This is a genomic window from Rudanella paleaurantiibacter, from assembly GCF_009184635.1.
GTDB classification, from domain to species: Bacteria; Bacteroidota; Bacteroidia; order Cytophagales; family Spirosomataceae; genus Rudanella; species Rudanella paleaurantiibacter.
In genome coordinates this window covers 289,584-307,736 of the sequence record NZ_WELI01000005.1, presented here as the reverse complement: position 1 = coordinate 307,736, position 18,153 = coordinate 289,584, and the positions used below count along the sequence as shown (strand labels likewise).

14 protein-coding genes are annotated in these 18,153 nt (G+C 52.7%); 6 read left to right on the top strand and 8 right to left on the bottom strand.

What is annotated here, in order from left to right; genetic code table 11:
- Nucleotides 1–146: 146 nt before the first annotated feature.
- The 3 genes from F5984_RS13480 to F5984_RS13470 all read right to left on the bottom strand — a co-directional run bounded on the left by F5984_RS13480 (nucleotide 147) and on the right by F5984_RS13470 (nucleotide 3,279).
- Nucleotides 147–1,376: a sugar MFS transporter gene (locus F5984_RS13480; RefSeq protein ID WP_152124787.1), complete on the bottom strand. Its 1,230-nt coding sequence runs from the start codon at nucleotides 1,374–1,376 to the stop codon at nucleotides 147–149.
- 38 nt (nucleotides 1,377–1,414) lie between these two features.
- Complete coding sequence (locus tag F5984_RS13475; protein WP_019986410.1) at nucleotides 1,415–2,632, bottom strand: pyridoxal phosphate-dependent aminotransferase; 1,218 nt, start codon at nucleotides 2,630–2,632, stop codon at nucleotides 1,415–1,417.
- 155 nt (nucleotides 2,633–2,787) lie between these two features.
- A complete protein-coding gene (locus F5984_RS13470) occupies nucleotides 2,788–3,279 on the bottom strand; it encodes a c-type cytochrome (protein WP_246168974.1) in 492 nt (163 codons plus the stop codon).
- 128 nt (nucleotides 3,280–3,407) lie between these two features.
- Between F5984_RS13470 and F5984_RS13465 the strand changes: the two genes are divergently transcribed.
- Both F5984_RS13465 and F5984_RS13460 read left to right on the top strand, forming a co-directional pair.
- Complete coding sequence (locus F5984_RS13465; protein WP_246168972.1) at nucleotides 3,408–4,625, top strand: hypothetical protein; 1,218 nt, start codon at nucleotides 3,408–3,410, stop codon at nucleotides 4,623–4,625.
- Between the two features lie 13 nt (nucleotides 4,626–4,638).
- The gene (locus F5984_RS13460) at nucleotides 4,639–6,315 is read left to right on the top strand and encodes a hypothetical protein (protein ID WP_152124786.1); all 1,677 of its coding nucleotides are present in this window, start codon (nucleotides 4,639–4,641) and stop codon (nucleotides 6,313–6,315) included.
- Nucleotide 6,316: 1 nt separating this feature from the next.
- Here the strand turns inward: F5984_RS13460 and F5984_RS13455 are convergent, their stop codons facing one another.
- The 3 genes from F5984_RS13455 to F5984_RS13445 form a co-directional block, all read right to left on the bottom strand.
- The gene (locus F5984_RS13455) at nucleotides 6,317–7,192 is read right to left on the bottom strand and encodes a DUF3822 family protein (protein ID WP_246168968.1); all 876 of its coding nucleotides are present in this window, start codon (nucleotides 7,190–7,192) and stop codon (nucleotides 6,317–6,319) included.
- A 65-nt stretch (nucleotides 7,193–7,257) separates the two neighbouring features.
- Entirely contained in the window at nucleotides 7,258–7,758 is a 501-nt protein-coding gene (locus F5984_RS13450) for an NUDIX domain-containing protein (protein ID WP_246168964.1), read from the bottom strand.
- 170 nt (nucleotides 7,759–7,928) lie between these two features.
- Nucleotides 7,929–8,366, bottom strand: coding sequence for a CBS domain-containing protein (locus tag F5984_RS13445; RefSeq protein ID WP_152124783.1), 438 nt, complete (start codon nucleotides 8,364–8,366; stop codon nucleotides 7,929–7,931).
- Nucleotides 8,367–8,517: 151 nt separating this feature from the next.
- Between F5984_RS13445 and F5984_RS13440 the strand changes: the two genes are divergently transcribed.
- Nucleotides 8,518–9,939 carry an ATP-dependent DNA helicase gene (locus F5984_RS13440; protein WP_152124782.1) on the top strand — a complete coding sequence of 474 codons (1,422 nt, stop codon included), beginning with the start codon at nucleotides 8,518–8,520 and terminating at the stop codon, nucleotides 9,937–9,939.
- 96 nt (nucleotides 9,940–10,035) lie between these two features.
- Here F5984_RS13440 and pheA read toward each other — a convergent pair whose 3' ends face one another.
- Nucleotides 10,036–11,109 carry a prephenate dehydratase gene (pheA, locus tag F5984_RS13435; protein WP_152124781.1) on the bottom strand — a complete coding sequence of 358 codons (1,074 nt, stop codon included), beginning with the start codon at nucleotides 11,107–11,109 and terminating at the stop codon, nucleotides 10,036–10,038.
- A gap of 162 nt (nucleotides 11,110–11,271) precedes the next feature.
- On the bottom strand, nucleotides 11,272–13,164 hold the full coding sequence (locus F5984_RS13430; protein ID WP_152124780.1) for a DNA topoisomerase IV subunit B: 1,893 nt from the start codon (nucleotides 13,162–13,164) through the stop codon (nucleotides 11,272–11,274).
- A gap of 313 nt (nucleotides 13,165–13,477) precedes the next feature.
- On the opposite strand from F5984_RS13430, the gene F5984_RS13425 reads away from it, so the two are divergent.
- From F5984_RS13425 to F5984_RS13415, 3 genes are all read left to right on the top strand, one after another.
- Entirely contained in the window at nucleotides 13,478–16,051 is a 2,574-nt protein-coding gene (locus F5984_RS13425; protein ID WP_246168962.1) for a polysaccharide biosynthesis/export family protein, read from the top strand.
- Nucleotides 16,052–16,066: 15 nt separating this feature from the next.
- Nucleotides 16,067–17,188 carry a hypothetical protein gene (locus F5984_RS13420; protein WP_152124779.1) on the top strand — a complete coding sequence of 374 codons (1,122 nt, stop codon included), beginning with the start codon at nucleotides 16,067–16,069 and terminating at the stop codon, nucleotides 17,186–17,188.
- Between the two features lie 103 nt (nucleotides 17,189–17,291).
- Complete coding sequence (locus F5984_RS13415) at nucleotides 17,292–18,122, top strand: ABC transporter permease (RefSeq protein ID WP_152124778.1); 831 nt, start codon at nucleotides 17,292–17,294, stop codon at nucleotides 18,120–18,122.
- Nucleotides 18,123–18,153 lie beyond the last annotated feature (31 nt).

The following is an 18,153-nucleotide window of genomic DNA, read 5'->3' as shown; positions in this document are numbered from 1 at the left end:
TGTTCGCCAATTCGGCGGATGGTGAACGGAAGTCACATGGAAGGGGGGGCAGAGATGTCATCTCATTTGGAGAGATGACATCTCTTTAGAACTGGCTTTTGAGAAGACATCCCTCTAAACCAGATGTCATCGCTGACAACTACGACTTACCATTTTGTCTTTTTATGCCCAATGGCGGCATAGTACAGGATAAAACCAAAAAGGGGCAGCAAGAGCGCGTAGGCCGTACGTGGGCTGATGTGGTCGGTGAGGTAGCCGTGCAGCAGCGGCAGCAGGGCCCCGCCCGAAATAGCCATAATCAGCAAGGCCGACCCCAGCTTGGTAAACGGGCCAAGCCGGTTCAGGGCCAGCGGCCAAACAGCGGGCCATACCGGAGCAATAGCAAACCCAAGCAACGACACACAAAGAATCGACGCATACCCGTCGGTCAGCAGAGCGCCCACCGTGAACGCAAGGGCCAGAATACAACCGTACAACAAGGCTTTCTGCTGCGAAATGTAGCGAGGAATGGCTACGATGCCGAGGAGGTAGCCTGCCAGCAAGCCATACAGCGTGTAGGTAGTGAAGTACTTGGCTTCATCATTGCTGAAGCCCATGGCCATGCCGTAGTTGATAATGGTGTCGCCGGCGATTACCTCGGCACCCACGTAACAAAACAGCGCAATAACACCCAGAACCAGGTTCGGAAACTGAAAAATACTGGTGTGGTTGTGCGCATTGCCCAATTCTTCGGCGGGTACATCGTCCTGCTCTTCCGATACTTCGGGGAGGGTTGAGAACCGCACGAGCAAGGCCAGAACGACCAGGACACCGGTCAGAATCAGATAGGGCGTTACTACTTTCTCAAGGGCGTTGGTACCGGTAGAGCCGCTTTCGGAGAGTAGGATATTTCCGAAGATAAGCTGACTGGCAATACCCGCCAGTTTGTTGGCAATACCCATGAAGCTGATCCGTTGAGCCGCCGACTCGCGCGGGCCCAAAATGGTCACGTAGGGGTTGGAAGCCGTTTGTAATACAGTTAGCCCGATACCAATCAGAAACAAACCCGCCAGAAACATCGGATACGAAACCGAGCTGGCTGCCGGTACAAAAACAAGCGTACCCAGCGCCATCACGCCCAACCCTACCGACATGCCGTTTTTGAAACCGGTACGCCGGAGTACCGCCGACGAGGGGATGGCCATGACCGTGTACGAGATAAAAAAGGCAAAGGCCACCAGGTTGGAGGCTACCGTACTGAGGTTAAAGGCCTGTTTGAAAAAGGCAATCAGAACGCTGTTGACCCAGGTTACGAAGCCGAATACAAAAAACAGAGCGCCGATAATGAGCAGAGGCCCAAGGTACGATTTGGACGATGCAGGAGCAGTTGGAGACACAGGGATGGAGTTTAGGAATTGTATGAATGGGGTGAGCGTTAACTACCAATATGCCGACTAACGAGGAAGGCTTCAATCCGGTCCAGGGCCACGTTCAGCTCGTCGACGGTGGGAAGGCAAACAACCCTGAAATGATCCGGTTGGGGGTAATTGAAGCCTTGTCCGGCTACAACAAGCACTTTTTGCTCGGCCAGCAGGTCGTACACAAACTCGTTGTCGTCTTTGAACCGAAACTGACTCAGGTCGATTTTTGGGAATACATATAAGGCTCCTTTGGGCTTGGTGCAGGTGATACCCGGCATGGCCGTGAGCCGCTCGTGGGCGAGCATAATCTGTTTATAAAGCCGCCCCGACGGGTGAACCAGATCCTGAATACTCTGGTAGCCGCCCAGAGCTGTTTGAATGGCGTACTGCGTAGGAACGTTGGCGCACAAACGGAGTGAGGCCATCAGGGTAAGCCCTTCGATATAGGATTTCGCTTTAGCGCGAGCCCCGCTCAGGATAAGCCACCCCCCCCGAAAACCGGCCGCCCGGTAGTTCTTGGAAAGACCGCCCATAGTGATACAGAGCGTGTCGTGTACAAACCGCGCCATCGGGTGATGCTGGGCGCCATCGTACAGAATTTTGTCGTAAATCTCGTCGGTGAACACAATCAGGCTGTGCCGTTCGGCAATCTGGGCAATGCCTTCAAGTACGGCTTTGTCGTACACCGCACCGGTGGGGTTGTTGGGGTTGATTACGACTAAAGCCCGGGTTTTTTTTGTGATTTTGCGTTCCAGATCAGCCAGGTCGGGGTTCCAGCCAGCGGCTTCGTCGCACACATAATGCACAGGCTTGCCTCCGCTTAGGGCAACCGACGTAGTCCAGAGCGGATAGTCGGGCGCGGGAACCAGTACCTCATCGCCCTCATTGATCAACGCCTGCATCGACAGCAGAATGAGTTCGCTGACGCCGTTGCCGATGAAAATATCGTTGATCGTAATACCGGGCAGGTTCAGCGTCTGCGTGTAATGCATGACAGCCTTACGGGCCGCGAATAGGCCCCGCGAGTCGGCGTAGCCCTGCGCGTTACGAATGTTCAGAATAATATCGTGGACAATTTCGTCGGGGGCATCAAAGCCGAAAGGGGCGGGGTTGCCAATGTTCAGATTGATGATTTTGTAACCCTGACTTTCGAGTTCCAACGATTTCTCGTACACAGGCCCCCGAATGTCGTACCGTAAGTTGTTCAGCCGCTGGCTTTTCAGAATTTCCATGTAAAAAGACCCCTGACGAGCATCCTGCCCGCAGGGGTCCTGCAAAAATACCGGATTTCTGATACTTCGTTGTCGTTTATACGGTCTTGTTTCTGTAGAGAATCCTCCGCCTTTATGCTATTAACCAGAAACTATAGACGCAAAACCAATAAACGCTATTTGGCTGTACCGATGTAATCAAGGAGATCGTTTAAGTCGGCATCGCTCAACGACGTGAACGATGACATTGGAATCTTCTGGAATTTATTGAACACCTGTACCGCATAAGGGTCTCCCGCAGCTACCAGCGCCGACGAGTTCCGAATCCACTTTTTCAGCCACTCATCGCCCGGTGTGCGCTCCCGAACCCCTTTGAGACCGGGGCCAACCAGTACTTCGTCTGTTATAGCGTGGCACTGGGCGCAGTTGTTCGTGAACAGCGATTTGCCGTGTTCCTGGGCTTCGGAAAGTTGGGCAACTACTGGCGTAGGGGGTGTGGGCGTTCCAGTTGTCTGTGTTGGGGTAGCGGGGCTGCCACTCGATGTGAGCTGCATGAAAGCTACCACAGACGTTAACGCAAAAAGGCCGATAACAAGCGTTACAAGGCCATAAACAACCGGTACGAGCCGCCGGAATTGCTCGTTTTGAAATGGATTATTCGTATTCATGGTAATGAATGAAAATGGAAAGAGGCAAAAACAGACTTTGCCCGGCTAAATGTACCGTTCATACCTATACAGGCTCTTTTTCACCCGAAAAATATTTACCTTTTAGCCTCGTTAACCCTTCTTCACGTATGCAACCTACTCTCCCTCTTCAATCCCTACCCGGTTATGCAGAACCCGTAACTGGCCAGCGGGTAGAGCCAGTTTCAGCTACCGTTCCCACGTATGTGTATGCCGTGGTTTTTGCGTCATTCTGCATTGTCATGGGCCTGCTCTGGGACATCATGTGGCACATCAGTATTGGCCGCGACGGGCTGTTTTCGCCCCCGCACGTGGTTATCTACGTAGGTGCTCTGGTGTCAGGCCTGTTCTCAGGCTACCAGATTTTGTCGACTACCCTGCGCAGGCAACACCCGGCCCGGTCACGATCGGTACGTTTCTGGGGTGTTTTTTACGGGTCGCTGGGCGCAATGTACTGCGTCTGGGGCGCTTTGGCCATGCTGACCTCGGCCCCGTTCGATGATTGGTGGCATAACACCTACGGGCTCGATGTCCAGATTCTGACTCCTCCGCACACGGTGCTGGTGCTGGGTATGATGATGGTGCAGTTTGGCGCAATGGTAGGCGTTCTGGCCCTGCAAAACACCACCACCACGGCCGATGCCCGGTCGGCGGGGCGTATCCGGGTGTTGTATGCACTGTCGGCGGCCTTCTTATTGTCGGTACTGTACATTCTGCTGTCGGAAAACATGGGCCGTTGGGTTTCTCACAACACCTCGTACTACGTTACTGCGGCTTTTATTTTTCCCGTTTTTCTGATGGCCGTTGGCCGAGGGTCTACGCTCGCATACCCGATCGCTACTATCACAGTCTTGTACATGCTGGCTATTCTGTTGCCTAACTGGGTCTTGCCGTTGTTTCCGGCTACGCCTAAGCTGGGGCCGGTTATGAATCCCATCACCCATTACCAGCCTTATTCATTCCCGCTGTTGCTGGTGGTACCCGGCCTGGCTCTCGACTGGCTGAACAGGCGGTTTGCGGGCCGCATTTCCGACTGGGGTCTGGCGGCTTTGGCAGGGGTAGTGTTTGTAGCCCTGTTTGGGGTGGTGCAATGGCATTTTGGTGGCTTCTTGCTGGAGTCGCCCTATGCGCGCAACTGGTTTTTCCTGGGCGAAGCGTGGCCTTACGACAATGACCCTGACTGGAAGTATCGGTATAAATTTAATCCGTACTTTGACCAGACAACGACCGAGCTGGCGCTGAGTTTTGGGAAAGCTATTGTGATTGCGATGGTTTCGGCCCGTGTTGGTTTGTGGTGGGGTAACTGGATGAAACGCATTGTACGCTAACCAAACCTACCGTATGAACAAGACAACACAAACAGGCTGGATGAGAAAAAAGGGCGTATTGGCCCAACTTTGGGCGTTGCTCATGCTGGCTTTACCAGCGTGGGCTCACGTAGGTAGTGCGGGGGTAATTGTGCAGAAGCAGGTAGGTAAATACAGCCTGCTGGTGCAGGTGCTGCCGCCTGATGTGGTGCCCGGTACGGCCAAAGTAACCGTATTTGTAGAGCAGGGGCGCGTAGCCCGGATTGAGGGGCGGCCTGTGTACTTCAACGCGGGCGATGAGGGGGCCCCGACGCACGACGAGCTGACCCGAACTGAAGCCAACCGGTTCGAGGGGGCTGTTTGGCTTATGGAGTCTGGCTCGACCAGTATTCAGTTGGCCATCAATGGCCCCGACGGCCCAGCCGAGGTGGTGGTGCCGGTGGTGGCCATATCAACCGCAACCCGCGATATGCCCGCCGGAACGGGTGCCGGGCTGGCCCTGATGGGACTGGTTCTCGTTGGTATGATGATCACCATCATCGGCGCCAGTAATGCCGATGGGGTAGGCGTTTCGGACCCCAAAGCGCTTCGGCGCAAACGACTGGTGGGCATGGGAATTGGGGGTGTGGTATTGGTTTTACTGCTAACTGGCGGGCGGTTCTGGTGGGATAGCTGGGCCGATGAGTACCGAGCGTATCAGCTCTACAAACCCGTTTCCCTGATTTCGTCAGCCAGGCCTGAATCGGGTGGGGTGGTGCTGACCATCCGGCCTGATACCACCGGGTTTGCTCACAATCGGCAACGTCGGCGCGATTTCAACCTGCTCATTCCTGACCACGGCAAGCTGATGCACGCGTTTCTGGTACGTGCCGATTCGGGCATGGATGCCTTCGCCCATTTGCACCCCGAACGTACCGACTCGCTTCAGTTTACCGCCCGGCTCCCCCAGCTGCCCGGTGGTCGTTACCTACTATTTGCCGATGTGGTGTACCGGTCGGGCTATACCGAAACCCTGACCGACACGCTCGATTTGCCCATGATTAAGCAATCGGCCGCGCAGGCCGCCCTCGGCCGCGTTACCGACCCCGACGACAGTTTTCTGATTACCGAGCCAATGGGCGTAAAGCAGGATGCCGTGGGTAAACTGCATCTGGACGAAGATATGGTAGCCTGCGGGAAGCCGGGTGCCAGTACCAAACTGGCCGATGGGAGCACGATGGTGTGGACCGATAAGCCCGGTAAAACGCTGGATGCGGGCAAGTTGTATATGCTGAAGTTTGCCGTGGCCGACCCGACCGGTAAAGCTGCCACACTGGAACCTTACCTGGGCATGAGCGGCCACGCGGCTATTCTGCGCTCCGACGGAACGGTGTATATTCACCTGCATCCGGTTGGGACGTATTCGATGGCGGCCGAAGAAACGCTCAGTAAACGGATTGCTGATACCAGCCGGGCCGTGCAGAAACCCAATAGTGCCCGTTTCCGCGATAGTATTGATACCTACCTGGCCCAGCTCAAAGAAATGCCCGAAAGCCGCCGGAATGCACTACTCAAAGCCGAAATGGGCCCGATGAACCACGCGATGAGCACGAACAACATGGTGGAGTTTCCGTACGCGTTTCCACGGGCGGGGCATTACCGGGTCTGGGTACAGGTAAAACGTAATGGGCAGGTGCTGACGGGGGCGTTCGATACGCAGGTTCGGGAGTAGCTTAGGCTGTCAGCAGGCTAAGGCCATACAGACTCAGGTACCGGTGTTCGGGGAGATCGTCGAAGTTATCGCCGTCGAACCGAATACCGGCCGGAGTTTGCCCAAACACCATATGAGGCATAAACTCAGCTAATTGAAGGTACGTATCGGCAAAGGGGGTTATCTCACCGTACAACAGTACATTCACCGAGTAAGGCTCAAGCCGTAGTTCCTCAATGACGTACAGGAGGTAATACGTCAGATCAAGCGGATTTTTAAACCCAAACCGGTTGCAAAACCGTAACTCCCGGTTCGACCGCAGAATCACCGTGGCAAACTCATCTTCAAAATACAGCAATAAGTTTTGCGTACTGATGAGGTGACGGTCTACCGCGGCCGAAGCCGTAATCAGGGCTGTGGTCTGGTGTACAAACGTGAGATTTTGCAGTGGATATACACCCGCGAGGTAATTGGCTAACCGGTGCTCCACGTTGAAAACCGACACGAAATTTTCGTTCGGTTGCTCAAAAAAGTGAGCATACTCGTGCGGAGGCAACGCGCTACCCCGCATGAGGGTCATGTAGCTGCTGGCGTACTCCTTGCGGAACAGCGGCTTGGGAATGAGTGTAAAAGCCGGCGAGTTGACCGACACCAAAACCTGCTGCCACGGACCGGCGGGTAATACCGCATGGTCCTGAAAAATAGCGGGCAGGTTGTCGGCGAGAGAGCGTTCCGTCAGCAGCGACGGAAACGCAAAGTCTTCAAGCCACGCAATCCGTTTCTGGCTATCGAGGTACGAAAACCGGAAATGGTCTTTGCTTACTTCCATGCATAGCACCGATTGCTCCGTCTGAGCAGCATCAAACGTATCCTGACGAACGGTTACAATAGGCGACACGGTGGTGGACGTTAGCACAAGAGTGAGCAGATAACTTGATAAAAACGAATTACACGATTAACAAATTATGAACCAAAATAGCCACGCAGGGCAAACACTTCTTCTATTGAATGGCACCGGCCAAATAAGGTATGTACCTCTTCGGGCGGATACGATTTGATTTCGTCGAACGTCATCAACCGTACATCTTCAATAATCTGCCCGTCGAGGCTCATCTCAGGGTCGGTACCCTGCCGCAGTGAACCACCAATGGCGTGCACGACAAAAAACAGCTCGAGGGCATGAAGCGGTGGCTCCATAAACTCATTGACGAACAACATCTCACCTACTTCAATTTTCAGGCCAGTTTCTTCGTCAAACTCCCGCACGAGCCCCTCGCGGGTTTGTTCGCCAAATTGTAACCCACCGCCCGGCGGGCACCAAAACGTATCGGATGGGTTGATACCCCGGTGCCGAACCATCAAAAGACGGTCGCCCTCCCGATATAGGCCGCAGACACGGATACGGAGCCGGTTGCCGTATAGGCGGAGCACTTCGGAACGAGCTTTGTCCTCGGTTACTGTCATGATTCTACTCATCAACGCACAAAAAGAGGACGAAGATACGGAATTTGACGGACGCTTGTCCCAAAACAGCTATCCGTTTCGGTCTGTTGGATCACCTTGCATGGGGTTCGGAACAACGATGTAACGGGTTGTTATACGAACCATATACGCTGAACCGGTTATCAGCTTACTCAGAATGGGTTGCCCGAGATGTAGCTTTCGAGTGAGTTGATTCGGTTACGCTGATCGTGCATAATAGCCGAAACCACGTCGTTGATCGAAATTATACCTGTTAGTTCGTCATTGTCAATAACGGGCAGGTGACGGATGTGCTTCTCAGACATAATCCGCATGGCCATTTCCAGCTTATCGTCGGAAGCTACCGTAATGAGTTTGCTGGTCATGACATCAGCAATGAGGGTATCTTTGGAAGCCCGTCCCTGCAAAATTACTTTGCGGGCATAGTCGCGCTCCGAAAAGATCCCGGCCAGTTGCCCTTCGTCGATAACCAGCACCGCTCCGATGTTTTTCTCAGCCATGAGCCGGAGGGCATCGAATACCGTATCAGACGATTGGACGGAATAAATGGTGTTAATGGCTTTGCCGGATAGTATTTGCTTGATTTTCATGGTGAATAAAGGGTTGTTAGGAAGTTGAAGATAACGAACAAATGAGAAAGTGTGAAGTGGCTGCCCGGAAAAGTTTAAAAATCAGATGAAAGCGGCTTGTTTTCGGGGTGATTTGCTTTCGGATCTGCCCCCTTTTGGGTAAATTTAAGGTATGAATGAAACCCAAACGGCTGCTCAGTTGCTGGCCAAACGTTTCCCTTTTAAACCGACTCCGGGACAGGAAGAATTTTTCGAGAAAATAGGAGCGTTTATCACCCGCGAAGAATTTGAACATTACCGCGATTGCTTTCTGCTGCGGGGATACGCCGGAACGGGAAAAACTACGCTTATCAGTACGCTTATTAAAGTGCTGCCCCGGTTCGGGTATAAATCGGTTCTGTTGGCACCAACCGGCCGGGCGGCTAAGGTGATGTCGAATTACGCCAAAAAGTCGGCCCAAACCATTCACCGCAAAATATACCGGCAGGTAGCCGACCCCGGCTCCGGGGCGCTCCATTTTCAGCGTCAGAAAAACTATCACGAAGACACCCTGTTTATTGTGGATGAAGCATCGATGATTTCTGACGAGGCTGACTTTGGGGGTAAAGGGCTTCTGACCGATTTGATCGAGTTTGTGTTTGAAAACGGTGGTAATAAGCTAATGCTCATTGGTGATACCGCGCAGCTTCCTCCCGTGGGTAGTGACCTTAGCCCGGCTTTAAACCGCGATTTTCTGGCCCACAACTTCGATATGGTGGTGCATGAGCAGGAGCTGACCGAGGTAATGCGGCAGGAGGAGACGTCGGGGATATTGGCTAATGCGACCGACCTCCGCAATGAGCTTGCCATTGCTGAGCCTATGATTCGGCTCCAAACCCGACCGTTTCGGGATATTTACAAGATGCCACAAGCCCGGCTCGAAGACGGTATTCAGTATGCCTACAATAAGTTTGGGCGGGAGAACACCGTGATTTTGTGCCGTTCTAATAAAACGGCTGTGCAATACAATCAGTTTGTCCGGCGGGTGATCAATGGGTGCGAAGATGAGCTCGATGCGGGGGATATGATTATGATTGCCCGTAACAACTACACCACGCTCGAAGAAGACTCGCCTGCGGGTTTTCTGGCCAACGGCGAATTTGCTGAAGTGCTTAAAATCCGGCGGAAGGAGGAGATGCACGGTTTACGATTTGCCACGGTAACCCTCCGGCTCGTCGATTACGAAGAGCAACCCGAGTTTGAAGCTAAGATCATTCTGGACACGCTGTACTCGTCGACCCCCGCGCTGGGTCAGGAAGAAAGCCGCAATCTGTACGAAAGCGTGCAGAAAGATTATTTCTACATAAAATCTAAAAAAGAGCGGGCCGAAGCCGTCCGGCGTGACTCGTACCTGACAGCCTTACAGGTGAAGTTTGCCTACGCCCTGACGGCGCATAAGTCGCAAGGTGGGCAGTGGAGTGCGGTGTTTATTGATCAGGGGTATCTGCCCGAGCCGACTGTCACGCACGAGTTTGTCCGATGGCTCTACACCGCCGTGACCCGTGCAACCGATGAAGTGTACCTGATGAACTTCAGCCCGGCGTTTTTTGAATAGGGGAGAAAGAAAAAGGGGAAAAGGAGGAAATGAAAAGGGAGGAAAGAGAAAAGGGCAACCCTTTCTCCTTCCTCCCTTTTCATTTTCTGCATTTATTTATGATACCCGTACATAACTTCCCAGCCACTTCACATCAGCGGTATGGTGGTTGAGAATCTCCTGAAGGGCCGGGTCGTCGGCGTGACCTTCGCATTCGAGCAGGAACCAGTAGCGGAAGGTGGCTCCTTCGCGGAGAGGGCGGCTTTCAATCTTGGTCAGGTTAATACCCCGCGCGTTGAACTCCTGCAGAAACTCGGCCAGTACACCCGGTGAATTGGAGTTTTGAAGACGGGCAATCAGGGTGGTTTTGTCGCGTCCGCTCGGTTCATTGCGGAAGTCCTTGGCTAACAGGAGAAACCGGGTGCGGTTGAGGTTCGAATCCTCGATGTTATCAAACAGAACTGGTACGCCAAATAACTTGGCCGCAATATGCGAACAGATAGCGGCCGTACGGGGCTGCTGTGCGGCCATTTTGGCGGCCTTCGACGTTGACTCCACAGGCACCATTTCGGCCTGCAAGCCATCAAACGAATCGTTCAGGAATTTGCTGCACTGCCGGAACGCAATGTCTTTGGAGTAGATGTGCGTGATGTCGGCCAGATTATCGGTCTGAGTCGCAAAGGTAAAGTGCACGGCAATCTCGGCTTCGGCCGCAATCATGAGGTTTTTCTCGTTGAGCAGGTCAATGGTTTCGTTGACCACACCCTCCTGATTGTTTTCAATGGGCACCACCCCAAACCGGGCCCGACCTGTTTCGACGCTCTCAAACACCGACCGGATCGTGGGTTGGGCCATGTAAGCACTTACGGCACCAAACCGGCTTTCGGCCGCCTGATGGGTGAAGCTTCCCTCAGGCCCCAAAAACGCGACCCGCTCAGGCAGTTCCATGTTACGGGCAGCCGCGAAAATCTCCAAAAAAATCGCTTCCAGCGCCGACTCGCTTAGTGGTCCGCCGTTCAGAGCATTCATCCGATCCAGAATCTGCCGTTCGCGCTCGGGTCTATAAATAATCGAGTTGGTTGAACGCTTGAGTTCGCCTACCTGACGAACAAAATTCATGCGTTGATTAAGGAGTTGGAGAAGTTGATCGTCGAGGGAGTCGATTTGGTCGCGTAAATTCTGGAGGGTCATTGGAACAGGTAACAGTGGTCAGTGATCAACGAACAGTTGATAACGAACAGTGAACAACCAACAGTAAGTCGTAATGAATGAATTGTACGACAAAAGTACAGTTAGGCAAACAAATCCCCTACTATCAGTAAAAAACACTGTTTGTTGTTCACTGTTCGCTGTTTATACCAGCGCTACATCTTCTACGTCTTTTTCAATGCGCAGGTTGTCGATAATAAATCGCTGCCGGTCGGGCGTGTTTTTACCCATGAAATAACTCAGGAGCTTCGGAATCGATGTTTCTTTTTCCATGATTACCGGCTCCAGTCGCATGTTTTCGCCAATGAATAATCCAAACTCATCGGGCGAAATCTCGCCGAGTCCTTTGAAACGGGTGATCTCGACTTTTTTGCCGCTCTTGGTTAGCTTGTTGATCGCTTTCTGCTTTTCGTCTTCCGAGTAGCAGTAGACAGTTTCCTTGTGATTTTTCGGATTCCGAACCCGGAAGAGGGGTGTTTCCAGAATATACAGGTGACCGTTACGCACCAGATCCGGGAAAAACTGAAGGAAAAACGTCAGCATCAGCAAGCGGATGTGCATTCCGTCGACGTCGGCGTCGGTGGCAATCACAATCCGGTTGTAGCGGAGCGAGTCCAGACCGTCTTCAATGTCGAGGGCGTGTTGCAAGAGGTTAAACTCCTCGTTTTCGTAGACTACCTTTTTGGTGAGGCCAAAGCAGTTGAGGGGTTTGCCGCGCAGGCTGAACACAGCCTGCGTCTGTACATTCCGTGACTTGGTAATCGACCCGCTTGCCGAGTCTCCCTCGGTGATAAACAAGGTGGTTTCGAGCTGATCTTCGCCTTTCTGATCGGTCAGGTGCAGGCGGCAGTCGCGAAGTTTACGGTTGTGCAGGTTCGCTTTTTTGGCGCGCTCGTTGGCCAGTTTCTTGATCCCGGCCAGTTCTTTACGCTCCCGTTCCGACTGCTCAATCCGTTTTTTCAGCGCATCCCGAACGGTGGGGTTCATGTGCAGGAAGTCGTCGAGCCGCTCCTTGACAAAATCAAGCACAAACGAACGTACCGAAGGGGCATCGGCATCGGGCGCCATGTTGATGGAGCCCAGCTTTGTTTTTGTTTGGGACTCGAAAACAGGCTCCTGTACCCGGATACTTACGGCCGCAATGATGCTGGCGCGCACGTCCGACGCATCGTAATCTTTACCAAAGTGCTCGCGAACGGTTTTCACGACGGCTTCGCGCAGGGCTGCCAGGTGCGTACCTCCCTGCGTGGTGTACTGTCCGTTCACAAACGAGTAGTATTCTTCACCGTACTGGTTGCCGTGGGTCAGAGCAATCTCCAGATCCTGCCCTTTCAGGTGAATGATCGGGTAGCGGAGCGCATCTTCATCCGTTTTGTTCCGAAGCAGGTCGAGCAAACCATTCTGCGAAACGTACTTCTGCCGGTTGAAGGTAATGGTCAGACCCGCATTCAGGTAGCAGTAGTTCCAGATCATGTTCTCCAGAAACTGCGGTATGTAATGGAAGTTCTTGAACACCGAATCGTCGGGTTCAAAGCAGACCAGAGTACCGTTACGCTCAGTGGTGGTCTCTTCGCCGGTGTTTTTCAGAATGCCCTGCGCAAACTCGGCCCATACCGACCTGCCCTCTCTATACGACTGTACTTTGAAATACGACGATAGTGCATTGACGGCCTTGGTACCCACGCCATTGAGACCTACCGATTTCTGGAATGCCCCCGAGTCGTATTTGCCACCGGTATTGATTTTGGAAACAACCTCGACCACCTTACCGAGCGGAATACCGCGTCCGTAATCCCGGATTTCGACCCGGTGGTCGGTTACTTTGATATCAATGTTTTTGCCGTGGCCCATAACGTGTTCATCGATACAGTTATCCACGACCTCTTTCAGTAACACATAGATACCATCGTCAGCTGCCGAACCGTCGCCCAGTTTACCGATGTACATCCCCGGTCGTAGGCGGATATGTTCGCGCCAATCCAGAGACCGAATACTATCTTCATCGTACTGAACTGTCTTAGTGGTGTTATTGGTCATAAAGCAGTTAACAAACTCTACAAACAGCGTAGAGGAACTTTCGGGGTAAAATGCAAAAATGGAAAACGACTGAAATTCTTGAGTAGCAAGATACGAAAAATTCCGCCAAATAGAAAACTGTTTAGAATGCGGTGAAAGTTCGTTTACTTTGCTACCTAAATAAAGAAAAGTACGATTTCAGCGGGCCCGACGTTTAGCCTTCAAATTAGGGTTTAGCCCAACGATGTAGATGATGCATCTAAAAAATATGCAAAAAGATTCGTGCCATTCACCGGCTCAAGACCGGCCATTACGCCACCGTCTCACTTCATCAATGCTTAAGCCGGCCCTTTCTTTCGTTCTGGTTGGGCTGTTGGCTCAGATTCCGCAAACAAATGCGCAGGTAACACCATCGGCGCCGAGTGCACAGCCATCGGCACTGCCGGGTGGTGCCCGTCCGGGGGCTACATTACCAGGAGGAGTTGTGGTACCGGGCAACGCACAACCTGGTCGGGCCGGGCAGCCGGGCGTTACCGCGCCGGGCTCTAACCGGGGAACCACCCCGGCTAATGTTCCGGCCAACGGACAAAACCAGACTGGCCGTGGTGCCAATGGGGCTTTAACACCGCAAGGTGCTAATGGCCAAGGTGCCGGTGTAACAGATGGTAGCCAACCCGCTGATGGCATTGCGCCCGATCAGCAGACGCCCGATGAGCCCAAAACACAAGAGGAAGCCATTGAAGATGGTTACCAGGCAGCCCGTCGGCGCGAGCGTGAACAACTCCGCCAGAAGCTGTTCGGGTACGAAATCTTCAACAACTCGAATAATCAGAATCCTTTTCAGCCCTCAACAACCATTGCTACGCCCCGTAACTATGTAGTTGGCCCCGGCGATGCCCTGAACATTCTGTTGTATGGGTACACCGAAGCTGATTTCAGTCAGACAGTGTCGAATGAGGGGTATGTGTATTTCAAGCAAAATAGTGGTATTGGGCCGGTATCGGTATTGGGCCTTACCGTAGAAGCCGCCAAGGCACGCATTGCCAATCGGCTGTCGACCAAATTTGTCGGCTTGAAAAATAGTCAGTACGGCGCCCAGAATACGTATCTTGAGGTAACGCTGGGTGCTGTCCGTAGCATCCGGGTATCGGTATTGGGCGAAGCGTTCAAGCCCGGTACGTACGTTTTGTCGTCGCTATCGACGGCTATGAACGCGATTTATCAGGCCGGTGGCCCCGATGTGTTGGGCTCATACCGCCGGGTAAGTCTGATTCGTAACAACCGGGTACTGACAACACTTGACCTGTACGATTACCTGTTGACAGGCGTTCAGCGTAACGACGTCCGTTTACAGGATGGCGATATTATTCGGTTTGGTAAGTACGTGAGCCGGGTCGAGATTACCGGCACCGTGAACCGGAACAATATCTTTGAAATGCTGCCCGGCGAGACAATGGATCGTCTGCTCTTTTACGCCGGAGACTTTGCCGCCAATGCGTACAAAAATCGGGTGAAAGTAACCCGCCTGACCGACCGTGAGCGTAAAGTGATCGATGTGACACAGGATCAGTATAAGGCATTTGTGATGCAGGACGGCGACATTGTGAACGTAGAGCAGTTGCTAGATCGCTTCGAAAACCAGGTGACAGTGCAGGGGGCCGTTTTCCGGCCTGGCCGCTACTCGCTCGATCAGAACAAGACTTTGCGTCAGTTGATTAACAACGCTGAAGGTCTCAAAGGCGATGCCTTCACGGGCCGCGTTCAGATTGTGCGTACGCGTGAAGACTTGGCGGTGGAAAACTTATCCGTAAACCTGGCCGATATTCTGAACGGCTCTGCAGCCGATATTCCGCTGCAACGGGAAGACCAGATTATCGTAACATCGAAATTCGAATTGGCCGAAGGAGCCAGTGTATCCATTCAGGGTGAGGTAAACCAGCCCTCAGAAGGCTTCCAATATGTAGCCAACATGACGCTCGAAGACCTGATTCTGCGGGCCGGTGGCCTAAAAGAGTCTGCTTCGTCGGCCCAGATCGAGGTGATTCGGCGGAAAAAAGACGTTGACGTGACTTCAACCAATGCGTCTGTTGCTGAAGCGTTCCGGTTCAACATTGACCGGGATCTGACCATTAAAGGTACCGACAGCAAGTTTGTGTTGCAGCCATTCGATCAGGTCATCGTGCGTCGGTCGCCCAATTATCAGGTGCAGACCTATGCTCGTATCGAAGGTGAAGTGCTTTTGCCCGGTCAGTACCCAATCGTTCGGAAAGATCAGAAAATATCGGATCTGGTAACGGCTGCTGGTGGTCTGTCGCCGTTTGCCTATGTGGAGGGAGCGACCCTAATCCGGACAGTTAAACTGAGCGAAGAGGAGTTAGCGATTCGCCAACGATCTGTCAATGAAATTTCGGATGATAGCCGGAAAGGTGTTGTTCAAATCGAAGAAGTAAGTCCGACTAAAACGGAATCGATAGGTATTAACCTGCAAAAGATTTTGCAGAGCCCAGGCTCGAGCGAAGATATTCTGTTATTGGAAGACGACCTTCTGCGTATTCCAAAACGACTTGAAACGGTTCGTTTGCAGGGTGAACTGATGTTACCGACCACGGTAAAATACCGGCCCGGTCAGACGTTCCAGGACTATGTAGCCCAGGCCGGCGGATTTACCGACCGGTCACAGCGTCGGAAATCGTATGTGCTCTACGCGAATGGTTCTGTGGACCGGACCCGCAAGTTCATGTTCTTCAACGTGTACCCACGGGTAGAGCCGGGCTCGGAAATCATTGTTCCTAAGAAGACCGGAGTGCCTTTGACGCCACAGCAGATTTTGGCTTCTACCGCTGGCACTATTTCATCGTTGTTATCCGTAATCGGCCTGATTATCGCCCTGACGCGTGTTGCGCCGTAATTGCCTAAAGACCTTATGAATCCGAATACCCCTGTTACCAATATGAGTGAAGTACCTGCTCCATTGGTTCGGCCCGTACCTCCCGACCAGCTTTCGCCCAAAGCGGTTGTGCTTCAGGTGTTTAAGCTGAAGCATGTTTTCAAGCGCTATTGGAAACTGATTCTAGTATTGATGGTGCTGGGTGGCGTCATCGGCAAAATTATTGACATATCCGAGGAGCGTAAGCCCGTTTACAACGGGGGTATTACCTTCAACCTCGGTGGGGGAGGTGCTACCGGCGGTGGCCTGGGTGAGTTGGGTGCCCTGGCGGGCGCTTTTGGTCTCGGCAGCAGCGCACCCGACGCAAATATCTTTGTGGGGGATAACTTCATGATCTACGCCAAGTCGCGGCCGGTTGTGGAGAAAACGCTCATGAAAACGGTGAAGATCAACGGTAAGGACACCTTGTTGGTCAACTATTACATCGTGCATAGTGGCATTCGGGATAAAGAGTGGGAAGACAGCGATACGCTCCGCACGCTTACGTTTGATCGGGCCAAGAAGCCCGAAGAATACAATAAGCAGGAGATTCTTGCCATGTCGCAGGTCTACGCCCGAATTGCTACGGAAATGGCGGTCTCTCAGCCTGAGCGTAAGTCTTCGTTTATGCGGCTCACGGCTGCCATGGAAGACGAAGCCCTGACGAAGGTGTTTGTAGAAACTCACCTCAAAACGATTGAGGAGGATTACCGGGAAAAGCAGACTAAGAAAACGCGGGAGATGTACACGTTGCTCAAAGAGCGTACCGACTCACTGTATCGGGTAATGACCGGTACTGAGCGGCAGCTGGCCCGGCAGATTGATCAGAATCAGCAGGTGGTAGCGGCTCAGGCACAGATTCAGGAAACCCGCCTGACCCGTAATTCAACCTTCCTGAGCCAGCAATATTTTGCAGCTCTCCAGCAGCAGGATAACATGCGCCTGTCGCTCATCAAGGAAGCTCCGCTCTTTACCGAGATTGAACCGGTATCGTTACCGTTGTATAAAGAAATTCGGACATCCATTGCGATGCAGGCCGGTATTGTGTTAGGTTTAATTATTAGCTTGCTGATTGTGTTCGTTCGCGAAACGTACCGGTCGGTGATGCAGGAAGGATAATTTTAGAGTTTACGGTTTACGGTTAAGAGTAGGCGCAACCGTGTTGGCGTCGGGGCTGTTTCAAAACGGCCACTACAAACCCAAAGCTGGAAACTGAAATACCATGAAAGTTCAGGAAGTTGAAATTAAAGCGGGCCGTTCGGAGCGGCATTACTGGCGTGATTTGTGGCGCAACCGCGAGTTGCTCTACATTCTGTCGATGCGCGACGTATCAGTTCGGTACAAGCAAACGGCTTTGGGTGCTGCCTGGGGTCTGATTCGGCCGCTGACTACCATGCTCATCATGGTATTTGTGTTCAGTAAAGTGGCTAAGCTTCAGGGTGACCCCGGCGTACCATACCCCCTGATGGTGTTGGGCGGAATTACCATCTGGACGTTTTTTTCGACGGCGTTTACCCAGGTGAGCAATAGCGTTACGCTTAACTCCAATCTGGTTACGAAGGTGTATTTTCCGCGGCTCATTATGCCGCTTAGCTCTATTGCCGTTAGTTTTATCGACTTTCTGGTTTCGCTCGGGCTGTTTATTATCTTGGCGGCCTGGTACCGGTTTATGCCCGACTGGCATTTGCTGTTTGTACCTCTGTTTATGATTTTGGCAGTGCTGGCCTCGTTTGCCTTCGGATTGTTTTTCGCCGTGGTCAACGTGCGGTTCCGCGACATAGGGCAGCTGATTCCGTTTATAGTACAGGTTGGTTTTTATGCCTGTCCCATTGCCTACAGCAGCCGACTGGTAGCGGGTGAGCGCTGGTACTCGATTTATATGCTCAACCCGATGGTCGGCATTATCGACGGATTCCGCTGGTCGTTGCTGGGCGGTAAGGCCTATTTCAATCCGCAGAGTCTGGTGTATTCGGTGGCTATCGTGCTGATCTGTTTGCTGTTGTCGGTGTATTTCTTCCGCAAGCGGGAGAATAGTTTTGTGGATGATATTTAAGCCGGGCAAGGCGTAGTGTCCCGGCGGTTTC